This window comes from Geothrix sp., from assembly GCF_030219325.1.
Classification (GTDB): domain Bacteria; phylum Acidobacteriota; class Holophagae; order Holophagales; family Holophagaceae; genus Geothrix.
Genome location: NZ_CP126625.1, coordinates 1,898,948 through 1,921,456, shown reverse-complemented (window position 1 = coordinate 1,921,456; position 22,509 = coordinate 1,898,948). Strand labels below are relative to the sequence as shown.

20 protein-coding genes and 3 tRNA genes are annotated in these 22,509 nt (G+C 66.2%); 10 read left to right on the top strand and 13 right to left on the bottom strand.

Annotation, left to right across the window (positions count from 1 at the left end; translation table 11 throughout):
- Nucleotides 1-69: 69 nt before the first annotated feature.
- The 9 genes from QOZ81_RS08675 to QOZ81_RS08635 form a co-directional block, all read right to left on the bottom strand.
- Nucleotides 70-858, bottom strand: coding sequence for a DUF116 domain-containing protein (locus QOZ81_RS08675; protein WP_291198861.1), 789 nt, complete (start codon nt 856-858; stop codon nt 70-72).
- Nucleotides 855-2,321 (bottom strand): MlaD family protein, encoded by a 1,467-nt coding sequence (locus QOZ81_RS08670; RefSeq protein WP_291198863.1) that lies wholly within the window; start codon nt 2,319-2,321, stop codon nt 855-857. The genes QOZ81_RS08675 and QOZ81_RS08670 overlap by 4 nt, the downstream gene beginning before the upstream one ends.
- Nucleotides 2,318-3,109 carry an ABC transporter ATP-binding protein gene (locus QOZ81_RS08665; RefSeq protein ID WP_291198865.1) on the bottom strand — a complete coding sequence of 264 codons (792 nt, stop codon included), beginning with the start codon at nt 3,107-3,109 and terminating at the stop codon, nt 2,318-2,320. The genes QOZ81_RS08670 and QOZ81_RS08665 overlap by 4 nt, the downstream gene beginning before the upstream one ends.
- Before the next feature lie 4 nt (nt 3,110-3,113).
- A complete protein-coding gene (locus tag QOZ81_RS08660; RefSeq protein ID WP_291198867.1) occupies nt 3,114-3,890 on the bottom strand; it encodes an MlaE family ABC transporter permease in 777 nt (258 codons plus the stop codon).
- A 20-nt stretch (nt 3,891-3,910) separates the two neighbouring features.
- Complete coding sequence (gene glmU / locus QOZ81_RS08655) at nt 3,911-5,308, bottom strand: bifunctional UDP-N-acetylglucosamine diphosphorylase/glucosamine-1-phosphate N-acetyltransferase GlmU (RefSeq protein WP_291198869.1); 1,398 nt, start codon at nt 5,306-5,308, stop codon at nt 3,911-3,913.
- Between the two features lie 58 nt (nt 5,309-5,366).
- Entirely contained in the window at nt 5,367-6,071 is a 705-nt protein-coding gene (locus QOZ81_RS08650) for an aminotransferase class IV (RefSeq protein ID WP_291198871.1), read from the bottom strand.
- Nucleotides 6,068-7,306 carry a PdxA family dehydrogenase gene (locus QOZ81_RS08645; RefSeq protein ID WP_300714405.1) on the bottom strand — a complete coding sequence of 413 codons (1,239 nt, stop codon included), beginning with the start codon at nt 7,304-7,306 and terminating at the stop codon, nt 6,068-6,070. The genes QOZ81_RS08650 and QOZ81_RS08645 overlap by 4 nt, the downstream gene beginning before the upstream one ends.
- 28 nt (nt 7,307-7,334) lie before the next feature.
- On the bottom strand, nt 7,335-7,817 hold the full coding sequence (locus tag QOZ81_RS08640; protein ID WP_291198877.1) for an LSm family protein: 483 nt from the start codon (nt 7,815-7,817) through the stop codon (nt 7,335-7,337).
- 195 nt (nt 7,818-8,012) lie between these two features.
- Nucleotides 8,013-9,707, bottom strand: coding sequence for a two-component system sensor histidine kinase NtrB (locus tag QOZ81_RS08635; protein WP_291198879.1), 1,695 nt, complete (start codon nt 9,705-9,707; stop codon nt 8,013-8,015).
- A 72-nt stretch (nt 9,708-9,779) separates the two neighbouring features.
- On the opposite strand from QOZ81_RS08635, the gene QOZ81_RS08630 reads away from it, so the two are divergent.
- From QOZ81_RS08630 to QOZ81_RS08620, 3 genes are all read left to right on the top strand, one after another.
- Complete coding sequence (locus QOZ81_RS08630) at nt 9,780-10,166, top strand: Fur family transcriptional regulator (protein ID WP_291198881.1); 387 nt, start codon at nt 9,780-9,782, stop codon at nt 10,164-10,166.
- A gap of 36 nt (nt 10,167-10,202) precedes the next feature.
- Nucleotides 10,203-10,277: transfer RNA gene (locus QOZ81_RS08625), tRNA-Gly, on the top strand.
- Nucleotides 10,278-10,333: 56 nt separating this feature from the next.
- Nucleotides 10,334-10,408, top strand: a tRNA-Cys gene (locus QOZ81_RS08620).
- A gap of 45 nt (nt 10,409-10,453) precedes the next feature.
- On the opposite strand, the gene QOZ81_RS08615 is transcribed toward QOZ81_RS08620, so the two are convergent.
- The 4 genes from QOZ81_RS08615 to QOZ81_RS08600 form a co-directional block, all read right to left on the bottom strand.
- A complete protein-coding gene (locus tag QOZ81_RS08615; RefSeq protein ID WP_291198883.1) occupies nt 10,454-10,984 on the bottom strand; it encodes a hypothetical protein in 531 nt (176 codons plus the stop codon).
- A 56-nt stretch (nt 10,985-11,040) separates the two neighbouring features.
- Nucleotides 11,041-12,084 (bottom strand): tRNA 2-thiouridine(34) synthase MnmA, encoded by a 1,044-nt coding sequence (gene mnmA / locus QOZ81_RS08610; protein WP_441316727.1) that lies wholly within the window; start codon nt 12,082-12,084, stop codon nt 11,041-11,043.
- A gap of 82 nt (nt 12,085-12,166) precedes the next feature.
- The gene (locus QOZ81_RS08605) at nt 12,167-14,407 is read right to left on the bottom strand and encodes an LptF/LptG family permease (protein ID WP_291198887.1); all 2,241 of its coding nucleotides are present in this window, start codon (nt 14,405-14,407) and stop codon (nt 12,167-12,169) included.
- A gap of 74 nt (nt 14,408-14,481) precedes the next feature.
- Entirely contained in the window at nt 14,482-15,468 is a 987-nt protein-coding gene (locus QOZ81_RS08600; protein WP_291198889.1) for a KpsF/GutQ family sugar-phosphate isomerase, read from the bottom strand.
- 36 nt (nt 15,469-15,504) lie between these two features.
- Between QOZ81_RS08600 and QOZ81_RS08595 the strand changes: the two genes are divergently transcribed.
- The 7 genes from QOZ81_RS08595 to QOZ81_RS08565 all read left to right on the top strand — a co-directional run bounded on the left by QOZ81_RS08595 (nt 15,505) and on the right by QOZ81_RS08565 (nt 22,436).
- Nucleotides 15,505-16,128 carry an LON peptidase substrate-binding domain-containing protein gene (locus QOZ81_RS08595; RefSeq protein ID WP_291198891.1) on the top strand — a complete coding sequence of 208 codons (624 nt, stop codon included), beginning with the start codon at nt 15,505-15,507 and terminating at the stop codon, nt 16,126-16,128.
- Between the two features lie 36 nt (nt 16,129-16,164).
- Nucleotides 16,165-16,240 (top strand) — tRNA-Ile (locus QOZ81_RS08590).
- Nucleotides 16,241-16,403: 163 nt separating this feature from the next.
- Entirely contained in the window at nt 16,404-17,615 is a 1,212-nt protein-coding gene (locus tag QOZ81_RS08585) for a tyrosine-type recombinase/integrase (protein WP_291198892.1), read from the top strand.
- 481 nt (nt 17,616-18,096) lie between these two features.
- Nucleotides 18,097-18,561: a hypothetical protein gene (locus QOZ81_RS08580; protein WP_291198894.1), complete on the top strand. Its 465-nt coding sequence runs from the start codon at nt 18,097-18,099 to the stop codon at nt 18,559-18,561.
- Between the two features lies 1 nt (nt 18,562).
- Nucleotides 18,563-20,116 (top strand): hypothetical protein, encoded by a 1,554-nt coding sequence (locus tag QOZ81_RS08575; protein WP_291198896.1) that lies wholly within the window; start codon nt 18,563-18,565, stop codon nt 20,114-20,116.
- Nucleotides 20,113-21,969 (top strand): type IV secretory system conjugative DNA transfer family protein, encoded by a 1,857-nt coding sequence (locus QOZ81_RS08570; RefSeq protein ID WP_291198898.1) that lies wholly within the window; start codon nt 20,113-20,115, stop codon nt 21,967-21,969. The genes QOZ81_RS08575 and QOZ81_RS08570 overlap by 4 nt, the downstream gene beginning before the upstream one ends.
- Nucleotides 21,970-22,004: 35 nt before the next feature.
- Nucleotides 22,005-22,436, top strand: coding sequence for a hypothetical protein (locus QOZ81_RS08565; protein ID WP_291198900.1), 432 nt, complete (start codon nt 22,005-22,007; stop codon nt 22,434-22,436).
- Nucleotides 22,437-22,509: the final 73 nt, after the last annotated feature.

Below are 22,509 nucleotides of genomic sequence, written 5' to 3'. Positions count from 1 at the left end.
GCAGGTAGGGCATCGCCCCGGAGCCGATCCACGTTTCAAAAAAACGCCGGATGGGGAAGCGACTCCCCGTCATGCGATGCCTTCCCGCCGGAGCGGCTGGACATCCCCGGGGGGCCGTCTGGCCTCCACCAGGGTCTCCATGGCCGCGAAGAGGTGGGGCACGCTGAAATCCGTGTCGACGCACATGCCGTGGGGCAGGATGAGCGGGATGACGTAGCAGGGGATCTCGGGCATCTTGGTGAGCCCCTTGAGCAGCCGATCGGTGCAGCTCACGGCCACGACCAGGTCGGGCCGGTATTCCCGGGCCTCGCGGTAGGCCTTGTGGCTGCGGTTGGTGATGCGTCCCTCCCAGCGGTTCAGCAGGGCCGCGTTCATGTAGTCGCCCACCGGGCACAGGCCACAGTCGTAGCAGGCCTGGAGGTCGTCGAGGATGCCCGCCTTGCAACGGGACATCTGGATGCAGTGCGGCAGGAGGATCAGAGCGCGCTTGGCCCGGCGACCGGCGAAGGCCTGCCGCACCCGCTCATTGTTGTACCCGCAGAAGGCCAGGATCCAGGCGTCTTCCAGGCCCAGCCGCCGGGCCAGGGGCACGAGCGCATTGGCCCACAGGCTGTCCTGGCGCATGATCGCCGCCCGATTCCGAAGGAAGGCCTGGCCGCGGAGGAAACTGGGCCAGGCCGCCGCCAGGGCGCCGACGCCCGCCAGCATCCACCACCCCCGGCCTGCGGCATGCAGCGCCGCGGCCAGGAAGGAGATCCCGGCCAATGCGAGGGGGACTCCCCGGCGGACCAGGAGGAAGGCCAGGCCCCGCTCGTCCGGCAGGGGGCCGGAGAGAGCGGGGACGCGGAGTTCCTTCACTTGGCGGCTCCGGCAAGGCCCACCATCTTCTTCAGGTCGTCATCCTTCCAGCGCAGGCCGCCCCCGAAGAAGATCGTGCGCAGATCCTTGTTGCCGATGTCCTGGACGCCGGCCTGGATGTAGGCGCCCTTCCAGAACTGGTAGCTGCTGGTGAAGCGGTAGCGGGGGTTCGGCTTGTCGTCGCGCTTGGTGAAGTCATAGGCCAGGAAGCCGAACCGGAGCCGGTCATCATCCATGGTTCGGAACTCCACGCCGCCGCCGCCCTTGTTCTCGACGATGCCGGCCGAGAAGATCGCGGGTCCAAGACGCTTGGCGAACTGGGCCGAGGCCGTGAAGGTCTGGTCCGTGGTCACGGTCTTGGTCCGTTCCACCACCGTGACGGGCTTGCCCGTGACCGGATCGAGCTGGGTGACGGTGCGCGAGCTCTCGCTGAGCTTCCCATCGGGCGTGGAGGCGAAGCCCAGGGAGTACCAGTAGTCGGGGCGGGGGACGATCTCGAGCCCCAGTCCCACCCGGCTGTCCTTGCGCTTCTCCCACTGGGCCGCATTCATGTCGAGGCGGAAGTCCATCTTGTTGAAGCCACCCAGCAGGCCGTTCACGTTGTCCACGGCCTCATTGATCTTCTTGATGGTGGTCTCATCGTTCAGCAGCTTGCCGATGGTGCCTTCGCCCTTGTTGACCCGGTCCGTGAGGATCTTGAGGTTCTCGGCGGTGCCCTGGAAGCTCTGGGCCAGCTTGCGCACGTCGCCCACGACGCCCTTCAGCTCGGGCCGGTTCTCCTCGATGATGGCGTTGAGGTTCTTGCCCACGGCCTCGAACTGCTGGGCCAGCTTGGGCAGCTTGTCCCGCAGGTCGGAGGAGAGGGCCTCCACGTTCGCCATGGTGTGGTTGATGGCCCCGTGGTTCTCCTGGGCCATGGACCGGAACTCGGCGGTCAGCACGCGGATGTTGTCCACGATCTCATCGAGCTTCTGCCGGCCCTGCTCACCACCGATGGACTGGTTCAGGGCCTGGGTGACGCCCTTCACGTTGGTGCCGATCTCGGAGAGGGTCTCCATGAGGTTGTCGAGGCTGACGCCGGCCTTGCTGGGAAGCGGCTTGCCTTCGGGGAAGGGACCCTTGGCGCTGTGGCCCGGATCGAGGTCGATGAACTTCTCGCCCAGGATGCCGATGGAACCGAGGGAGACGACCGCATCGGCGTAGACTGGGACTTCGTTGGAGAGGCCCAGCACCACCCGGGCCTTGCCGTCCTCCAGCGCGATGGTGCGGACGTCCCCGACCTTGACGCCGGCAATGCGCACGGCGCTCTGCAGGTTGAGGCCCGCCACCTGCTGGAAGTAGGTGAAGCGCTCGTTCTGGTTGCGCTTCCCGCCGAATTCCAGCTTTTCCGTGCGGAAGATGAGCACGGCCATGAGGACGATGCCACCGGTGAAGAAGAGGCCGACCTTGGTTTCGAGCTTCATGAACGGGCCTCCTGAATTTTTCGCTTGGGGGGGGGAGGGTCCTGCAGGAACGGACCATCCGCGTCGCCCCGGAGGAACTGCTGGATGACGGGGTGCGGATTGACCTTGAAGTCTGCGGGAGCCTCGCAGGCGATGCACTCCCCGCGGAAGATCAGGGCGATGCGATCGGCGATCTCGAAGGCGGACTTGAGGTCGTGGGTGATGGTGATGCTGGTGATGCCCAATTCGTGCTTGAGGTCGAGGATGATGCGCCCGATGACGTCGGTCATCACCGGGTCGAGGCCCGTGGTGGGCTCGTCGAAGAGCAGGATCTTGGGCTTGAGGGCGATGGCCCGGGCAAAGCCCACGCGTCGTTTCATGCCGCCGGAGAGTTCCGCCGGCTTCAGCTTTTCGGTCTCCTTCATGCCGACCATGGACAGGCACTCCTCCACCCGGGCGCGGATGTCGGCCTCCGACATCTTGTGGTGGCGGCGGAGGCCGAAGGCCACGTTCTCGAAGACGGTCATGGAGTCGAAGAGGGCCGCCATCTGGAAGCACATGCCGATGCTCTGGCGGACCTCGAAGAGCTCGCTGCGCGAGAGCTGCGCGATGATCTTGCCCTCGACGGCCACATGACCCGAGTCCGGCGTGAGCAGGCCCATGATGTTGCGGAGCAGGACGGTCTTGCCCGTCCCGGAACCGCCCAGCACCACGAGGCTCTCGCCCTCCTGCACCTGGAGGTTCACGTTGGACAGCACGACCTTGGGCCCGAAGGCCTTGGAGAGGTTGACGACGTCAATCACGGCCATGTCGTCAGACCAGCAGCAGTTTGGTCAGAAAGAAGTCGGAGATGAGGATCCACAGCGAACTGGTCACCACGCTGCTGGTGGGGGCGTTGCCCACGCCCTCGGCACCTCCCTGCGTGCGGTAGCCCTTCCAGCAGCCCACCAGCGCGATGATCATGCCGAAGACGAAGGCCTTGTAGAGGGCGATTCGGAGATCCCGGAAGGCCAGGAGCTTGTAGAACTCGTTGCCGTAGACGAAGGCGCTCTGTCCCTCGACGCCCACCAGGATCAGGTAGCCGCCCCAGAATCCAATGTAGATCGACACGACCGTGAGGATGGGCACCATGACCATGGAAGCCAGCAGCCGTGGCACGAACAGGTAGTGGATCGGGTCCGTGGCCAGACACTCGAGGGCATCGATCTGCTCGGTGACCTGCATGGTGCCCAGCTCCGCCGCCATGGCGGAGCCGATGCGGCCAGACAGCATGAGGCCCGTGATGACGGGGGCGAGCTCCCGCATGATGGCCAGTCCCTCCACCTGGGAGGCCAGCCCCTCCGCCTGGAACTGCTTGAAGCCGTAGGCCAGCTGTACGGCGAACACCATGCTCACGGCCAGGCTGGTGAGGGCCACCACGGGGATCGAGTTGACCCCCACGGACTGGAACTGGTTCAGCAGGTTCTTGCCATCGAAGGGGCGCTTGAAGATGGCGGCGAAGGTCCGGCCGGCCAGGACCGCGAAATCACCGAAGGTATCCGTGGCCTTGAGCACGCCTGCGCCGGCCTTGTCGAATAAAGTCAGGACCATGGGACTCCGAACCTAAAGGACTAGCTTAACCCAGTCCCCTTCTTCTGCCGGGCCCGGAGCTTCGAGGCGCCACCCTCGCGGGAGGCCTGGGGTGTGCGGCTGAGGGCCAGGGCGTCGGCGGGAACGTCCTTGGTGATGGTGCTGCCGGCGCCGATGAGGGCACCGTCTCCGATGACCAGGGGCGCCACCAGCTGCGTGTCCGACCCGACGAAGACGTTCCGCCCGATGAGGGTGCGGTGCTTGTTCACGCCATCGTAGTTGCAGGTGATCACACCGGCGCCGATGTTCGTGCCCTCGCCCACTTCCGTGTCCCCGAGGTAGGCCAGATGGTTGGCCTTGGCGCCACGGTGGAGCTTCGCCTTCTTGGTCTCCACGAAGTTCCCGATGTGGACCTTCTCTGCCAGATCAGTGCCTTCCCTCAGCCTCGCGAAGGGGCCGATCTTGGAACCCTCGCCCACGAGGGCCCGCTCGATGACGCAGTAGGGACGGACCTCCACGCCCGGGCCCAGGGTCGAATCCGTGATCACCGTGCCCTGGCCGATGCGGGTGCCTTCACCCACGACGACGGCTCCCTCCAGCCGGACGCCGGGTTCCAGGAGCACGTCCTGCTGCAGCTGGACCCGGGGGCCCACGAGGGTGCTGCCCGCGTGGAGGAAGGTCACGCCTTCCGCCATCCAGTGCCGCTCGATGTGGCGCTGGGCCGCGGCCTGGAGCGCCGCCTGGTCGTGTCGCGAGTTCATGCCCGCCAGCTCTTCGGGGTCGCAGACTTCCACGGCCACGCTCATTTCCCGGGCCACCGCCACCACGGCATCCGTCAAGTAGTACTCCCGCTGGGCATTGTCGTTGGTCAGTCCCAGGAGCGCCCGGCGGAGGGCGGGCCAGGGCAGGGAGTAGGCGCCGCCGTTGACCCGCTGCACCGCCAGCTGTTCGGGCGTGGCGTCCTTGGCCTCGACCAGCCCGGCGAGCCGCCCATCTGGATGTTGGAGGACGCGGCCATAGGCCCCCGGCGCCGGCAGGTCCATGGCCAGCAGCAGGGCCTCCGCAGCGCAGAGCTGGAAGACCGTGCCGGAGGTGGTGAGGGGGACATCGCCGCAGAGGATGACCACCTGACTGGCCTTGAGGCGGTCGAGCTCGGGGATGCAGGTCTGGAGGGCGTGGCCGGTGCCAAGAGGCTCTCCCTGGTCCACGGTCGTGATGGCGCAGGGCAGGAGCCCTGCCTTCTGCCATGCCTCCAGGGCCGCTTCAACCAGCTCCTTCCCGTGGTGGACCACCACGATGGCCCCGCCAAGGTCCCCGGGAAGGGTCCTGAGGACCCACAGCAGCGAGGGATCGCCGAGGATGGGATGGAGGACTTTGGGGAGCCGCGACTTCATGCGGGTTCCGAGGCCCGCCGCCAGGATCACCGCCACCGTGGACATGCCACCTCCCGCATCCAGCCTACAACAGCCCCGAGTCCGGTCCATGGGGACGAGGCGCTCATGCCAGGACTGCCGGCCAGATGCCGCGCAGGGCATTCATGCACCACAAGCGTCCCTCCCGGGCCGAGGCGAGGGGCAGGCTGCCGACTTCGATTCGGAGTTCCCGCGCCCGCGCCCAGTCCGGCAGGTCCAGGCGCTCCGCCAGACTTGCCACCCGGCCCAGGGGTGGTGGGACGATCAGGAACTCCCCCCGTTCGAGGGCCACCGAGGCGATGGCCGTTTCGGCCAGGGTTCCGTCGCTCCAGAGGAGCAGGGCATCCTCGGCACCCGCCTCCCGGGCTGCGGACAGCACGGCCTGGTTCCAGGGGCCCGCCAGCCCCTTGTGCACGATGGCGGCATCTCCCCGCCTGGCCTGCAGAGGATGGGGGAGGACCCTCAGCCGGTAGGGGTGGAGGACGGTGGGAAGGGGTTCCAGGCGGGCCGCGAGCCGGGCGGCCTCCGGGTGGAGGACGAGGCGCAGCGCCACATCCGCAGGGCCATCTGCCCCCAGCCAGGCCTCAAGCTCTGCTTGGATCCCGGGCAGCCACGGGACCTCTGCGCCCAGGGCGGCGGCCCCGGCTTGAAGTCGGAGCAGATGGGCTTCCAAGTGGCACGGCAGGCCGCGGTGGACGGGTAGGGCCGTCCTAGGCAGGGCCACCTGGGTCGGACTGGGCGGATCGAAAGGGCGGCCCAGGTCGGGTCCGAACCACCGATCGGTCTTCATGCGCCGGGGGGAGGTGGCAGGCCCAGGCCCGACCGACCGGCCAGCCGCACGGCCAGTGCCGCGGCTTCCAGGAAATTGCGGGAATCCGCGATCCACTTTCCCGCCTTGTCGAAGGCCGTTCCGTGGTCGGGGCTGGTGCGGATGAAGGGGAGCCCCAGCGTCAGGTTCACGGCCCTGGTCGGCTCGAGGAGCTTGACGGGAATCAGCCCCTGATCGTGGTAGAGGGCCACCACGAGATCGAATTCCCCCTTGGAGGCCCGCTGGAAGACGCTGTCGGAGGGGAGCGGCCCGAAGAACAGCGGTGCGGGGTGCGCGTCCGAGGGGCCGCTGGTGGAGAGCACCTCCAACCCGCGCTGCCCCACCGGACGGTGCTGCCGGGACCCGGCCGGCCGGGAGGGGTCAAGCTCGAGCGGCGTGGCAGACCGGGGAGGGGTGGGATCGCTGCTGAAGCTCAGGAAGGCGGCCTCGGCCTGCATGATGGCCTCTTCCAGCAGTTCCTCCTCCACGCCGAAGGCCCCCTGCTCCCCGGCATGGGGGTTCAGGGCGCAGAGCGCCACGCGCAGGTCGGTCTTCCCCGTGAGCTGGATGAACCGGTCAGCGGCGAAGATGAGCGTATCGGCCACCCCGTCCGCCGTAAGGGATTCCACGACGGAACGCAGGCTCTGGTGGACCGTGTGCAGGACCACGTTCAGCTGGGGGCTCAGGAAGGCCATGCGGGTGATGGCGATTCCTGCGAGGTCCCGGAGGAACTCCGTGTGCCCAGGGATGTCGTACCCGGCCAGGTGGGCCGCAGCTTTGGCCATGGGCAAGGTCACCAGGGCATCCGCGGCACCACCCATGGTCATCAGGGCGGCAGCCCTCACGGCCTCCACGGTGGCCCGGCCGGAGGCTGCAGAGCCCCGGCCCAACTGCAGTTGATCGGCCCCGATCTCCGGGGTGGGGTCCAGCCACAGGGCCTGGCCCAGCACCTCCGGCGCAGCATCCCCCAGAGCCAGCACCTGCAGCGTGTGGACCTTGCAGGGAAGGGGGGGGGTGGGTGGGCCGGATGTCGACGCCAGCCACCGCCAGGCGACCGGGGCACCTGGCCGCCCCTCAAGCAGGTCCACCCCCGCCTTGCTTCCCACGACGGTGACATCCGCCCAGGGCTGAAGGGCCGGAAGGCTTCCGAGCAGGAGCTCTGGCCCGATGCCGCAGGGGTCCCCCAGACTGACGATGATGTGGGGACGGCGGCTCATGGGGCTCCCTGCGCTGGCTGGCCGGGGCTCAATCGTAGACCGGGATCTCGACTTCGGCCGCCAGAGTCTCTTCCTTCTTGGCGGCACGGCTGCGGCGGATCCTGGGTTCCTCTTCCTGCTTGTAGATGTACTTGATGTTGTGCTTCGGGACGAGGACGTTGGGCTCCTTCACCCGGTTGATCTTCAGGCAGTGCTTGTCATACCACTCGATGACGCCACGCACCTTCTCGTCGTCCTGGAGCACGATCACCATCGGGGTCTTGGACTGCATCTGCTTGAGGTAGTAGAAGCTTTCGGCGTTCGTCTGCTCGGGCGGAGCGATCTTGCGCCGGGGGCTCCCCAGCCCCTGGGGGGCCGTGGCCGCCGCGGGATTCACCGCGGGGTTGGGCTCACCACCGGCGGTCATGGCCGGGGGCACCGGAGTCATGGCCTCCGCCCCGCCGCCTTTTGCAGGGATGCCTAGCTTGTCCTTCAGTTCACTTAGGTTCGGTCGGATGAGCTTCCGGTTCATGGAGAATCCTGGGCCAGCGGGCGGTACAAAGATGTCAAAGGCATCGACCATGAGTCGAACCCCGCTCAGACCCGTGGAGCCAGACCCAAGTGGGGCGGACTGAACGCGTTGAAAGGGGATGAACCACTGTGGCAGGTGCCAAGTGGACCATGCAAGGGTGTATGCCGAGTTGGATGCTTGAAAGCTGGGAAAAGTTTACGCCTGATCGGAGGGCGACGCCACGGACTCTTCCCCTCGTTGGAGGGGCAGGAGGATCCGGATGGTGGTACCCGCTCCAGGAGCGCTCTCGACTTCAATCCGCCAGTCCATCGCCTCGATGAATTTGTACACCAGGCTCATCCCGAGGCCGGAGCCCTCTTCAAAGCTCCCGGCGAAAGGGACAAAAAGTCGCTCCAACTGCTCGGCGGCCATGCCGCAGCCGTTGTCCGAGATCGCCAGGCAGATCGTGGCCTCCGACACGCGGCAGGACAGCCGGACAGAGGGATCGGGCCGGTCCTTCACGGCCTTGCGGGCATTGCTGAGGAGATTCACCAGGGCCCGGTGGAGGTCGGTGGGATCCGACCGCAGGCTCACCATCGGGACGGGATCGGTGATCAGGACCAGGCCCGCGGTCCGTGGATCCATCTCCCAGCTCGAGCGGACTTCCTCGATGACTTTCGGAAGGAGCAACGCCACTCCGCTTGGCGGCTCCGGTCGGGCGAAATCCAGGAAGTCGGACACGATGTCGCCCACGCGCTGGGTCTCCCGCTCCAGGATGCCCAGCACCCGGGAACGGACGTCTTCGGGCGCCCCCTCCTTCTGAAGCAGCTGCACGCAGCCGCTGATGGAGGCCAGGGGGTTCCGCAGCTCGTGGGCGAGACCAGCGGCGAGCTGACCGATGGCAGCCAGCCGCTCACTGATCCGCGTGCGTTCTTCCAGGGCCTTGAGGTCCGTGAGGTCCTGGAAGAGCAGGAGCTGGCCGGATTCCCGGCCGGAGGCCCCGCGCAGCGAGGCCAGGTGCCCGCCGAGGATGCGCCGGCCCCGGCCCGGGACGCTCAGCACCACCTCGAAGCGATGTTCCCGGCCCTGGCGCCAGGGCAGCGGATCTCCGAGCTGAAGCAGATCCTGGATCGCGATCCCGGGATCCACGGGAACGCCCAGGATGGCTCTGGCAGCTGGATTCGCGGAGGTGACCCTGCCCTTCAGATCCAGCGTGATCAACCCCGAGTTCATGGACTCGACGACCCGCTGATGGAGGGCCGAGAGCTCGTCGACGGCCGCCTCGCTGACGCTGAGATCGGTCCTGAGCCGGTCGAGATTCCGTCGGATCAGGACCACCAGGAGCGTGGCCGCGAAGACCTGCAACGAGGCCGTGCCAAGCAGGAACGAGAGCCGACTGGGGTCGGGATCGACGAGTTCGCCGGACAAACCGAAGGGCGGGATCACGCCGAAGGTGAAGCCGAGCACCAGGACGACGTGGGTGAGCGAGGAAACGACCCCCACCCAGACGATCTCCACGGTCCTCAGGTAGAAGGCCGAGGCCAGCACGGGGAAGATGTAGAGGGTGGCGAAGCGTTCCTGCACCACGCCCTGGAAGGCGATGACGAGTGTCACCAGGGCCAGGTCGAGGGCCAGATTCCAGCGGATCCAGGGGGCACGGGGAGTCGGGAAGAGGTGGTCCATGGCGGTGAGCCCGCGCCCGGATTCCCAGAGTGCCTCGATGAACATCAGCAGGAGCGCGGCCAGGTAGGTCTGTTCGCCGGGGCCCGAAGCCCTGCCATCCGCAGGAAGGGCGGCGTGCACCACCAGCAGACCGAAGCTGGCGAAGAGACGGAAGGAAAGGGGCAGGAAGGGGGCGCTGGCATCGGACACGCCCAACCTGCCCCAGGTGCGCTGGAGCATGTCAACCATGGTGCCCGAATCTGCCATCCTAGGGCCATGGCCGACTCCGCCTCACCAACCCCCTCCCTCCGTGCCGCAGGCATGCGGCAGACGCCGCAGCGGGAAGGCATCCTCCAGGTGCTGCGGGATTCCGACCGGCCGCTCACGGTGGAGGAGATCTGGGAGCGCATGCCCGAGCGCCGCTCCGGCCTTCCCACGGTCTACCGGAACCTCGAACGCTTCGTCCGCGAAGGCTGGGCCGAGAGCATCCTCGGCACCGACCAGGTGATGCGGTTCGTCCGCTGCGAGTCGCGCGACCACCACCACCACCTCCAGTGCGAGCGCTGCGGCCGGACGGTGGAGGTGGACGCCTGCGGTCTCGACGAATCCCTGAGGCACCTGGAAACGCTCTCAGGATTCCGGATCACCCGTCATCAGCTCCAGTTGTTCGGACTCTGCGGGACCTGCCGATCCGAAAAAGACCGTTGACCGGACCGCGCGCCATTGCTAGGCTTGATGTCTCACGCGGGTGTAACTCAGTGGTAGAGTGCAACCTTGCCAAGGTTGAAGTCGTGGGTTCAAATCCCATCACCCGCTCCACTGCCCGGGCCGCGCAAGCGGCCCGTGTCATTCAATGTCAGACTGCAGCAACGCAAGGCGCCGTCGCCAAGTGGTAAGGCCCGGGACTGCAAATCCCGTATACATCGGTTCGAATCCGATCGGCGCCTCCAGCACAGCCCCCGCAAGGGGGCTTTCCTGTGTCCGGGATCGGCTGGCTACCTGCGGGATGCGGCCAGGCCCAGAATGACCCCGAGAACCAGGGACCAGAGGGCGGCGAGGCCGACCTGGAACTCGGGAGGCAGGCTGAAGGTGAGGGTGTGCGCCGGGATCCAGAACCAGGCGAGGGTCCGGATCGCGGGCATCATCCCATCGAAGCCCCGGCGGCGCAGGATGAGGTTGTCCTCCAGCCGGTGGAACAGCATCATCTGGGGCCCGAAGAAGAGGTTGGTCAGCGTCGAGAGGGAGAAGGCCCAGCCGATGCCGGTGGACAGGAAGACCGGGAGGATGTGGTGATCGAGCAGAGCCCGGGTGAAGCCCTTCATGCCCACGAATCCGGCCTTGATGACCAGCCCGAGCAAGGCCCAGGCCATCACCTTCAGGAGCACCTGCACTGGCGTGCAGGGAAGCGTCAGGCGGCGGGCCTTCATGGAGGCGGCCCCCAACTCGCCCAGCGTGCCGAGCAGGCCGAACTGGATCGCGGCGGAAAGGTAGGGGTGGGCCAGGACCCAGAGCCGGTAGCTGTTCATGCAGGAAGGCTACCCAGGGTCGGGCAGGGCAGGGGTCACAGGAACTGAGGGCCCGGTCATCCGTCGATCCAGCCGCCGCCCAGCACCTCGCCCTCGCGGTAGAAGACCACCGCCTGGCCCGGGGCGATGGCCCTCTGGGCTTCGGCGAAGGCGACCTTCACGCGCCCATCGGGGAGGGGGATGACCAGCGCCTCCGCCTCGGGAGCGCGGCTGCGGATGCGCGCCTCGCACGCCAGTGGACCGGCCGGGGCGGCGTGGATCCAGTTGAGCTCCCGCGCCACGAGCTCCCGCGCCATCAGACCCGACTCGGGCCCGACCCACACGGTGTTGGTGGCCGGTTCAGTCCTGATCACATAGAGGGGTTCCGAGAAGGCCACGCCCAGGCCGCGCCTCTGGCCCACGGTGTGCCGCCAGTACCCCTGGTGGCGCCCCAGGACGCGCCCGTCCAGGTGGCGGATATCCCCTTCGCCGACGCCGGGGTCGCGACCTTCGGCTTCGATGAAGGCGTCGTAGCGGTCCTGGGTGACGAAGCAGATCTCCTGGCTTTCGGGTTTCTCGGCGAGGTGCAACCCCAGCTCAGCCCCCAGTCGGCGGACTTCGGGCTTCGTGAGATGGGCCAGGGGGAACAGGGTGCGCGCCAGGGTGGCCTGGGTGTGGTGGAAGAGGAAGTAGCTCTGGTCCTTGCCGGGATCAGAGGCCTTCCGGAGATGCCAACGTCCAGCCTCACGGGTGATGGTCGAATAGTGGCCTGTGGCGACGAAGGGCGCGTCCAGCGATTCAGCCCGCTCCATCAGCGCGGAGAATTTGAGGTGTTGATTGCAACGAATGCATGGACTTGGAGTTTCACCGTCCAAGTACCCCTGGATGAACCCATCAATGACCGTCTCCCGGAACCAGGCTTCGAAGTCCATCACATAGTGGGGGAAACCCACCTGATGCGCGACCCTTCTTGCATCATGGAAATCATCCAAAGTGCAGCACTTCCCCTCGGAACTTTGAGCGCTGTCCTTCTCGAACAGCTGCATGGAGATGCCGATGACCTGGTACCCGGCCCGATGCAGGAGTGCCGCCATGACGGAGCTGTCGACGCCGCCGGACATGGCTGCCAGGACCCGGTCGCCCGGACGGAGGGTGGGATGCTGGTCCAGGGGGGCGAGCGCCTGGTCGAGGAGCCTGCTCACCTCAGGTCCTGAGCCGGCGGAGGCGGAGGAGGCACACGGAAAGCAGGAGGAACAGGGGAGCGAGCACCCCCCAGTAGGCCGGGATCTCCGAGGCCCGCGCCGCCCCTCCGAAGAGGGTCTGCAGGCCGAGGAACACCAGGCCCGCCACCAGTCCGGCGCCCATGGCCTGCCCCCGTCCCTGCCTGGGGCCGGGGAAGGCGAAGGAGAGCATCGCCAGCACCAGGCAGGGGCCGGCCAGCCAGCCCAGCAGGCGACCCCACAGCATGTAGGCCCGCTCTGGATCCGGGGCCCACAACTGCCAATGCACCAGGTCGATGGTCTGGGCTTCCTCCGCACTGACCGTGTTCCGGAGCGCCCTGGCCGGGAAGAGCCGTTCGACCGGGGGCCCCTGGACAAGGCGCAACCCACCCCAAGCCAGGGCTTCGGAATGCGTCTCTCCCATCTGCCATCGGAGGAGGAGGGGGGCCTCCCCGGGCGCCTTCAGCGGAAATCCCCAGCGCTGTTCAGCCTGGAGGTGCCAGAGCACGCCCGTGGAGCCGAGGTAGAGCCATGGCCGCGTGGAGAATTGTCCCTGGGGCCGATTGAGGATTTGACGGTAAAGCTGGTTGGCTTTGGTCATAGCTCGTGGCGCCAGACCGACCTGGAGGACCAGGGTGAGGGCTGCGACCAAGCCCCAGGCCCAGCGGCTGCTCCATAGCCAGCGCAACAGACTGACCCCGCCTGCGCGAAGTGCCAGCCACTCCCGGCTGAGCGCCGCCTCCGAGAGTGTCAGGAGGGTGCCGAGAAGGAACGAGATGGGCAGTGCGACGACCAGGAATGGAGGTAGATTCCAGAACCAATATTGAATGAAAACAACGAAATGGACGCCATTTTTCGACAGGTCGCCAGCCAGACTGGCATATTCCACGAGCAGGTTCAGGACGAGCAGGCTGCCCAGGGCCGAGCCCCAGTTACGCCACCAAGCGAGGCTCGACCAGTGCCGCAGGATCCCGTGCCGGGTCCCCTTGCCATGGAGCCAGGCTGCAAGGGCATCCCGACGATGCTTCACTTGATCCAGCAGGGGGGCCATCCCCATCCGGATCGGCCGGAAGATGGCGCTGAATCCGCCCTCCATGGGGTTGGACCGGTGGGGTTTCAGACGCTCCCGGAGCAGGAGCCAGCCTCCCGCCAGGAATGGAAATGGCACAAGGAGGAGCGGGACGACCGATTTGATTTTCTCGTTCATCCACATGGTTTCAAAGTACTTCATGACAAGGTAATAGAGCATGATGATGCCCAGGCTCTTGAGGATGGCGCCCCCGCGATGGAACCGCGGATGGCCGAAACCCACCGCGATGCCCAGCAGCAGGAGGGCCGCGGCCGCCAAGGGCAGGGTGGTGCGACGGCAGAACTCCATGGCCGCCTTGAGCCGGAGATCCCGGGCCTCGCGATCAGCCTCCGCTGGCAGTGGGCCGGCCCGGAGGATGCCCAGCAGGGCCGCCGAACTCTCGTAGCGCAGGGGCGTGGGCGGCAGCAGGCGGGTCCCGGCCGGAATGCCGAACCGGAGGACCTGTTTCTCCTGGCTCAGATGGATGACGCTTCCCTGGCCGGAGGTCTGGTAGAGCGCCCCCTGAAGGCCCGTGAGGTGGAGCTGCAACTCAGAGGACCCATCTGGCTTGGCCTCCAAGGCGTAGGTCATGGTGGAGGCCGTCAGATGCTGAACCCCCTGGGGGGTGGACTCCATGATGTGGACCTGACCTTCCGGAGACACCCAGAAAGCCGAGTTGGGGGCTCCCGGCGGGAACCAGGGCGGAGCCCCGGGCCGGAGGAACCTCGCCTTGGCGTCCTCGGTCATCCGGACCCGCACCGTCTGCTGCAGCCGGGCTGCGGCGGGTACCAGAACGTGGGCGTTGAGGGTGGCCAGGAGGACCAGCCAGAAGGCCATCTTGAGCCAGGGAGCGGTCCAGGTCCGCCGGCCCGCGCCAAGTCCCTGGGCGGCCACCAGTTCAGAGCCCTCCATGAGCTGCTGGGTTCCCAGCAGCCCACCCAGGACGGCGGCCATGGGCAGGACCAGTCCGAGGTTCTCGGGCATGGAGGTCAGCAGCATCGGCAGCAACCACCGCAGGGGGGCGCCCTGGGAGAAGATCTCCTTCGAGATGGTCACCATCTCCCACGAGAGGAGGAGGAAGCCGTAGAACAGAAGGGCGCCCAGGAAGGGGGTCGCCCAGCGTCGGAGGACATATCGGGACAGAACGGAGTGCACCTTGGGGTCCTGATTTAGTTTCGATAATGTATATTATGTAACCTTGGATGTTCGACGATGCCCGCCTGGGCGATTCATAAGACCTTGGATGCCAACAGATCATGGATGTGGAGGACCCCACATGGAATACCCTTCCGAGTCACCACAAGGAAGGTGATCTTCCGGGTCTCCATGAGGCCCGCGGCCTCCAGGGCCAGGGCCTGATCTCCGATGGTGGCGGGATTCCGGGTCATGACCTGGCTGGCTGAGAGCTCCAGTGGATTCCGCCCATCCTGCTCGGCCTTCTCGAGGGCGCGGCGGAGGTCCCCGTCCGTGATGACGCCGGAGAGTGTGCCCCCTTCGAGGACGCCCGCCATGCCGAGTCGACCCTCGGTCATGGCCTTCAGGACCTTGGTGAGCGAAGCCTCAGGTCCGACGATCGGCCAGGATTCGTGCATCAAGGACTCCACCTTCACCAGTTTGGCACCCAGACTTCCACCAGGGTGATTGAGGGCGAAGAGGTCCCGGGTGAAGCCCTTCCGGGCCATCAGGCTGCTCGCCAGCACATCGCCCCAGACCAGCTGGAGGGTCGTGCTGGCCATCGGCGCCAGGTCCAGGGGACAGCCCTCGCCTTCGGGGAGCCGGTAGCTGAAGGTCCAGTCGGCCGCCTGCCCCAGGCTGCTGTCCGGCTTCGCGGTGATGGCCGCGATGGGGATGCCCAGCCGGAGGAGGCTCGGGAGGAGGCGCACCACCTCTTCGCTCTCGCCGCTGTTCGACAGGGCGAGGATGGAATCCTCGGGTGTCACCATGCCCAGGTCGCCGTGGAGGGCCTCCGCGGGATGGAGGAAGAAGCCGGGACAGCCTGTCGAGGCGAGGGTGGCCGCGATCTTCTGGGCCACGAGTCCCGACTTGCCCATCCCGGTCAATACCACCCGACCGCTTCTGCCCATCACCATGCGGACCCAGCCATCCACGACCTGCGGATCCCAGGTTTCCCTCAATTCCCGAAGGGCCCCCTGGGCCGCGTCCAGCACGGCATTTCCGACCTCGAGCGATCCAGCGGCCTCGTTCTCATCCTTCACTGTTTCGACTCCGATGCGTTGGCGAGCAAGGTGTTCATGCTACCAGCCATTCTCCCCCTCTTCCCCCTGCCCCAGGTCGTGCTGTTCCCGCAGACCTTCCTGCCGGTCCGGATCTTCGAGCCCCGGTACCAGGAGATGACGGTGGAGGTGCTGAACGCCCACCACCACCTGATCCTCACCCTGATGCGGGAGACACCGGACCCGGGCTCCCTGGGGGAGACCGCGCCCATCTTCGAGACGGGCTGCCTGGCCGAAGTGGTACGGGCCGAGCCCCTCACCTCGGGACGCTGGAACCTACTGCTCCAGGGGAAGGAGACGGTCCGGATCCTGGAGGAACTCCCCGGGAAGCCATTCCGCCAGTGTCGTTTCGAAGCGATCCCATTCAACGCCTCGGTGCTCTGGCCCGGTCCCCATCGCCGTCATCTCATGGAGTCCCTCCACGCCTACGCGGCGGCTGAGGGCATCGAGACCCAGCTCAAGGAACTCCTGGATCTGCCCCTGGAAGACACGGGCCGTCTCAACACCCTGGCCATGGCCCTGGACTTCGAACCGACGGAACGGCAGTTCCTCCTCGAATCCGAGGACCTGCCGACCCTCGCGGATCGCATGCTGCAGCTGCTGGATTTCGCCGTGGGTGGCCGCGCCATCCGCGGGCTGTGACCCTGCACTCCGGAATCCGTTTGCTACACTGCCCCTGGCCCTGTAGCTCAGCGGTCAGAGCTGGCGGCTCATAACCGCTTGGTCGTGGGTTCGAACCCCACCGGGGCCACCAATACAACATCCAACAACATCCAATACCATCCGAAAAGACCTGAAAAATCTAAGATTCATGCGAAATCTTAGTCCATTAGGGTCCGATGGGTTTCATTGGAATCCGGGGGCAACTGGGGGCATGATTAGGGGCAATAGGGATGTTGCCCTTAAGAGTTGCCCCCATGTCGCTGACCGACGTCACCATTCGCAAGGCCAAAGCTGGCGAGAAACCAACCAAGCTCTACGACGAGCGGGGGCTTTATCTGGAGGTCTCCCCGAGCGGAGGCAAGTGGTGGCGCCTGAAGTACCGCTTCGAGGGGAAAGAGAAGCGCCTGTCCCTGGGCGTCTATCCGGATGTGGGTCTGAAGGAGGCCCGGGATCGCCGGGATGCGGCCCGCAAAATACTGGCGGATGGCGTTGATCCCAGCGCGAATCGCAAAGCACAGAAGGCCGCAAAAGCGGATCGAGCGGCGAACAGCTTCGAAGTTTTGGCCAGGGAGTGGTACGCCAAGTTCTCTAACACTTGGGCGGAGCTTCACAGGGATAGAGTGCTGCGCCGTCTTGAACGGGATGTGTTTCCTTGGATTGGCCCGCGCCCGATCGCAGAGATCACAGCCATCGAGCTGCTTTCCGTCATCCGTCGCGTGGAAGGCCGTGGGGCACTGGATACTGCCCACCGCGTCCGAAGCACCTGCGGGCAGGTGTTTCGCTACGCGGTAGCTACCGCAAGGGCAGAACACGACCCATCTGGGGATCTGCGAGGTGCCCTGCCCCCAGCGGAGACTAACCATTTTGCTGCCACCACTGACCCAAACCGAGTGGCGGAAATCCTGCGAGCGATGGATGGGTATGAGGGGACCTTCATCGTGAAATGCGCCCTTCGGCTTGCCCCCTTGGTCTTCGTGCGCCCCGGCGAACTTCGGAAGGCGGAATGGGTGGATATGGATCTCGAAGCTTCTGAATGGCGGTACTTCGTTACCAAGACCAAGACCCACCACATTGTTCCGCTCTCCACCCAAGCGGTGGAAATTCTACGAGACCTGAAACCCCTTACTGAGAGAGGGCGCTATGTTTTCCCCAGCGCTCGGAGCATCACTCGACCCATGAGTGAAAACGCTGTCCTTGCCGCCATGCGACGCATGGGCATCGGCAAGGAGGAAATGACCGGTCACGGCTTCCGGGCTGTGGCTCGCACCATCCTGGACGAAGTTCTTGGAGTGCGGCCCGACTTCATTGAGCACCAGCTCGCCCATGCCGTTCGTGACCCGAATGGACGCGCCTACAACCGCACCGCACACTTGGCTGAGCGGCGGAAGATGATGCAGCAGTGGGCCGATTATCTGGACAAGCTCAAGACAGGCACTGCTGTAATCCCGCTGATGAAGAACGCCTGACCCCCCTGCCCCAAGTCAAAGTCTCGCGAGTCGCACCTCCCTCGACGGCTTTCCCGTCATCCGTGTGACTGTCCGCCCTCAGGTTGAGGGCGCAAGCCACAAGGGCCGCTTCGCTTTGCACCCTCACCCCGAGAGCTCTATCGCTCCGCCATGACGGGAAAGCCTGGGCCTGGAAAAGCGCTCAACATGCCAACTTGCCATGGGCCCGCTGCAGTGATGCATGTCACAACCGCTGTGCGCACGCAGCCTCCTGAGTTCACAGGTGTTTGGGTGTCAATTTCACCCCTAGCGCCTTCGGGAGAACACCTCAATCCTTGGGGAACGCTGGTTCGGGCGGGCGATCGATAGATCGAACCCTCTGGGTGGCAAGTTCGGCGTGGCGCGTGACTGTGGCGCCCGATGGGCAAGGCCCTGTCTTTCGACAGGTTGGGAGTGGTGCATTCGCGTGTCGCGATGCGGTGAGCACAACAGGAGCTGCAACATGAACGAACGAAAAGGCCGATCAATACTGGGTTCTACCCATGGCAAGAACGTGGTGCATGCCCGCGTTGGGGCGGAATGCTGGGCGGTGTTGGAGGAACTGGCCAACCGCCAAGGAGTGAGCCACACCCAGGCACTGAGGAATCTGCTGGTCGACGCACGGGAGCGCATGGCCGAGGAGAATTTCGGACCACGCTTGGATGCTCTGGCACGCACTCTCGTCGGAGTGGCTGAGCAGCAAGCCCGCCACGCCACCCGTATCGAGGCACTGGTAGCCATTCTCCGCAAGGTGGAGGAAGGCCAGGCCGAACGGGAGGCGCAGATCCTCCAGACGCTGGCGGTGGTGACCAGCCTCACACAGCACACCTATGCCTACTTGATGGGCGTGGTGGAAACCAGCCCACGGGCGGCGGACATCGCTGCCTCGGGGAAGGCGAAGGTCCAGGCCCTGCGAGGGGAGGCCTGACATGGCCATCATCAAGCCCGGATTCCGGCCGGGATTCCGTGGGCGCACCACGCCTCCGAGTCTGGGCCGACGGGCGTATTATCTGGCGGCCCAGACTGACCGCGATTCGGCGCGACTCCTCGGGGTGGAGGGGAAGGATCTCACTCCAACCCAGGCCATCGAGGCCATGGGCGGGAAATCGGTCTCGTACCACGAAGTCATCCTGTCTCCCTCCGAGTCCGAATGCAGGGCGATCCTGAGCCGCAACCCGTCGGATCCTTCCCGGACCGCGGAGGAATCGGGGCATCGCCTGGCCAGGGCCTATGCCAACGGGCGTCCCTACCTCCTCGCAATCCATGAGCAGGACGGGCGCTTCCACTTCCACATCGCCGTGCGCGGGAGCCTGTCCGAGCAGGCCCTGGGGCGCCACGGGTCCATCCAGAAGCACTGGGATCGGGAGCTGTTCGGGGATGAGCCGAGGATCCAGGACTGGGAAGCTCATCAGAGGTTCAAGGCGGAGAAGGTCCGGCTCCAGGAGGTCATCCGGGAGCAGAAGGAAAACGAACGCCACCGCCGAGAGGCCGTCACGCGGGTCGAACCCGGGCGCAAGGCCGAGGCTGCCCGCCCCTTCGAGCGGAAGGCTCGGCTTCTCATAGAGCGGCGCAGCCTGACCGAAACTGCCGCGCTCCGGGCCCGCTACGAGTCCCGAGGGATGCTGGGCAGCCCGCGACACAAGGCGGAGCTGGAGCAGGTGGAGCATCGGCGGACCGGGGCGCTGCGTCGGCTGGAGAAGCGGGAGACTTCACGGGAGCTTGGCGTGGCCAAGGCCCGTCTCGGACGGGCCTTGGACCAGGGTAGTCGCGTGGTTCAGCGCGGGACCCGGGCGGCGGGACGCGTGGGACGCATGGCATTGGACAAGGCCATGAAGGAACTCGGTGTTCCCGCGCCACTTCGGAAGGTGAGTCGGGCGGGCCTGGTGCTGGCCCAGGAGGCGACACAGGCCACGCTCCGGGCCTCCATGGAGGCGGCCAAGGCCGCGGCCCGGAGCGGGATCCATGTGGGCCAGGCATCCGTGAAGCTGGCCACGGGTCTGGCGGCGGCCCTGCCGTCCGCTGGAGCCTCGTTGAAGGTGGCCGGGAAGGAGGCGGGTCAGGATCTGGCCCAGGCAGGTAAGGAACTGGGCCAAGGGGCCACCCGCGCCGGGGCCGAACTGGGCAAGGGGGCTGGCCGTGCACTGGCCGCAGGCGGCCGTGAGCTTCTGCCCCAGGAGGTCCAGGCCGGAGCCCAGATGGCCGCAACGACGGCTCGGACAGCAGCTGGCGCCACCAAGGATCTCCTCACCCTCTCTCCCCTTTCGCTGGGTCGAACCCTGGCGGGAGGGGCCACGGACCTGGGCGCCACGGCGGCTCGGAGTGCTGGCCTGACAGCCAAACTCCCCGAGCCCGTGCGCCGGGCCCTGCAAGTGATCGGATGGCTTCCCGTCGTGGGGAGCGTCTCGAAGGTCGCCGAGGTGGCGGCCGAAACCACGAAAACCGTCGCTAATGCCGCATCTCGCGGCGTGGAGGTAGACCGATGACGGACCTTGTTTTCCACTTCCTTTCCGCCTGGAAGGCCTGGGGGGCGTACCTGCTCCTGGCCCTCGGGCTCCTTGGGGCCCTTTGGTCCTTCACCCGCTGGTACCTCGTGGAGCATGAGGATCCCTTGGTGCTCCTGCACAACCGCTTCGACGGGTTGAACCGCTGGCTGCTCCAGCATCGTCGCTCGAAGAAGACCCTGCCCGTGAGCCTGGCGGCCGTCGGCCTCGGAGGTGGGATGCTCCTGGCCCTCGAGCAGAAGGACTTTCTCCTGTGGTCCTTCCGGAATGCGGCGCTGTTCCTTGGCCTTCAGGCGGGCCTCGTGCTCCTGGCCTTTCTGGTCTGGCTCACCTGGGACCGGAGGCCCAAGTACATTCGCTCAGGCGAAGGCAGGGCCGAGGCCCAGTTCAAGGATGTCCCTGAGGACTTTGGTCCCTACGAGATCCAGGATGGGCGCCGGAAGGGTGACGGCAGGCCCATGGCCGAACTGCTCGGATTCCGTGCTCCCACCCTGGCATCGCGCTGGACCCTGGTGCTGCGGCAGCGGTTCAAGGGCTTCCTGACCCTGGTCTCACTCACCTGGGAAACCCTCAGCCGCCATCTCTTCGTCTTCGGGGTCCAGGGCTCTGGGAAGACCACGACCGTCTTCGGGCATATCCAGCATTCGGCCCTGTGCCCCTGGATCTACCAGGACTCGAAAGCCGAGCTGCCCTTCCGGGATACCTTCCCCAACACCTGCCTCTGGGGATTGGATGTTCGGGGCCATGAGACTCGTTCGAGTGTCTGGAATCCCATGGAGGAGATCCGCTCGAAGGAGGACAGGGATCTGCTGGTGGACCACCTCTTCCCCAGCAACCCCCACGATGCGAACCCGTGGGTCCGGGACATGGCCCGGGCGGTCTTTGGGGCGATTCTGGCTTCCCGCCGCTGGTCCAGCATCCAGGAGATCGCCCGGACGCTGAGGGAGAGCCGCCTGGAGCCTTTCCTTGATGGTCTGGATCCCATCTACCGGGATGCGATGTCCGAGCCCAAGAGCCAGGTGCCGGTGCTCCAGGATCTGGTGGTCTCCCTGAGCCGTTGGGAGACCGAGCGCATCAGCGCCATCACCGAGGGGCCCAGCACCGTCACCATCGACGACTTCATCCGCCGGGGCGGGTACGTGATGAACTGCGAGATGTCCGATGCGCTGCGGGTGCCGGTCCACTGCTTCTGGGGCATGATCTTCGGCCGCCTCCGGAACCGGGCCGAGGGCGCCTCGCCGATCATCCTCCTGCTGGACGAGTTCGGGGACTGCGGGCGGCTCCCGAACATCGAGCGGGCCCTGGTGCTCCTGCGCTCCAAGGGCGTGTCCATCGTGGCGGGCATCCAGAACATGGGGCTGCTCCAGGATGTCTACCCCAGGAACTGGCAGGCGGTGCTCCAGGGGTTCGGCACCAAGATCTGGCTGGCCCGGAACATGGAGGACGATCTCCGGGAGAAGCTGAGCCGGGTCCTGGGCAGGTGGACCCGCCGCATCCCCCCGGTCAACAAGAACGCCCAGCCGACGGAGAAGGAGGCCGACCTGATGCCTGTGGATGCATGGGGGCGCTGGTCCGAGGAGCGGGCGGCGCTGGCCCGGTCCCACGGGTTCACCTACTGGCTGCCCCTGAGCCTGACCGTGACCCGCCCGCCTCTGGGGGTGCCGGTGGTGGCCGTGGATCCCTGGGAGGAGGCCGAGGCCCTGGCGAAGGCTGCCATTCAGGCCGTCACGCCGCCGGACTGGAAGCCGGAATCGATCCAGATCCCGGCTGGCCTCGCGGCTCCTTCGGTCGCTCCGGAGGTGCTCGTGCTCCCTGTGGGGGAGGACTGGCTGTGAGCGATCAGGGATGGGTTTCTTACGCGCGGGGCCTGGTGGAGGACAGCCTTGCCAGCCAGGAAGGATGGGCTGACATCGTCGTGGATCTTCGAGGCGAAGGGCTGGACGAGGACGTGATCACCACGGTGCTCCGCGAGCATCAGGCCTGGGTTGAGGAGGCCCAGGAGTGGAAGCAGCACGGCTATCCCTACGACGAGATTGTCAGGCACCTCCGGGATGAGGTCGCGGCCGATTGGGAGGATGTGGCGCATGCCCTATTGGAAATTGGATTGGCCCCGGCTGACACCTTGAGGGTTGTGCTTCCACTTCTGGGGGAAGACGATCCCCTCCCCGCCGTGAGGATGGCTCTGCTGGAGTTTCCCGACGGCTCGGGCGAGGAAGAGGCCAGGGAGGTGATTGATTACTACTTTCCCGGCATGGCCGAGGACGAGATTGGGGAATCGGCCACCAGCCACCCCTCCCTGTAGCACTGGTCTGGACACCAGGGGGCCGCTCAGCGGCCTCCTGGTGCTGATCTGGATATCGTTCTCGCGGTAATCT

Coding starts and splice junctions, on each gene's coding strand:
- QOZ81_RS08670 (WP_291198863.1), bottom strand. CDS start 2,321: ATGAAGCTCGAAACCAAGGTCGGCCTCTTCTTCACCGGTGGCATCGTC.
- QOZ81_RS08665 (WP_291198865.1), bottom strand. CDS start 3,109: ATGGCCGTGATTGACGTCGTCAACCTCTCCAAGGCCTTCGGGCCCAAG.
- QOZ81_RS08660 (WP_291198867.1), bottom strand. CDS start 3,890: ATGGTCCTGACTTTATTCGACAAGGCCGGCGCAGGCGTGCTCAAGGCC.
- glmU (WP_291198869.1), bottom strand. CDS start 5,308: ATGTCCACGGTGGCGGTGATCCTGGCGGCGGGCCTCGGAACCCGCATG.
- QOZ81_RS08650 (WP_291198871.1), bottom strand. CDS start 6,071: ATGAAGACCGATCGGTGGTTCGGACCCGACCTGGGCCGCCCTTTCGAT.
- QOZ81_RS08645 (WP_300714405.1), bottom strand. CDS start 7,306: ATGAGCCGCCGTCCCCACATCATCGTCAGTCTGGGGGACCCCTGCGGC.
- QOZ81_RS08640 (WP_291198877.1), bottom strand. CDS start 7,817: ATGAACCGGAAGCTCATCCGACCGAACCTAAGTGAACTGAAGGACAAG.
- QOZ81_RS08635 (WP_291198879.1), bottom strand. CDS start 9,707: ATGGTTGACATGCTCCAGCGCACCTGGGGCAGGTTGGGCGTGTCCGAT.
- QOZ81_RS08630 (WP_291198881.1), top strand. CDS start 9,780: ATGCGGCAGACGCCGCAGCGGGAAGGCATCCTCCAGGTGCTGCGGGAT.
- QOZ81_RS08615 (WP_291198883.1), bottom strand. CDS start 10,984: ATGAACAGCTACCGGCTCTGGGTCCTGGCCCACCCCTACCTTTCCGCC.
- mnmA (WP_441316727.1), bottom strand. CDS start 12,084: ATGTCCGGCGGCGTCGACAGCTCCGTCATGGCGGCACTCCTGCATCGG.
- QOZ81_RS08595 (WP_291198891.1), top strand. CDS start 15,505: ATGCTACCAGCCATTCTCCCCCTCTTCCCCCTGCCCCAGGTCGTGCTG.
- QOZ81_RS08585 (WP_291198892.1), top strand. CDS start 16,404: ATGTCGCTGACCGACGTCACCATTCGCAAGGCCAAAGCTGGCGAGAAA.
- QOZ81_RS08580 (WP_291198894.1), top strand. CDS start 18,097: ATGAACGAACGAAAAGGCCGATCAATACTGGGTTCTACCCATGGCAAG.
- QOZ81_RS08575 (WP_291198896.1), top strand. CDS start 18,563: ATGGCCATCATCAAGCCCGGATTCCGGCCGGGATTCCGTGGGCGCACC.
- QOZ81_RS08570 (WP_291198898.1), top strand. CDS start 20,113: ATGACGGACCTTGTTTTCCACTTCCTTTCCGCCTGGAAGGCCTGGGGG.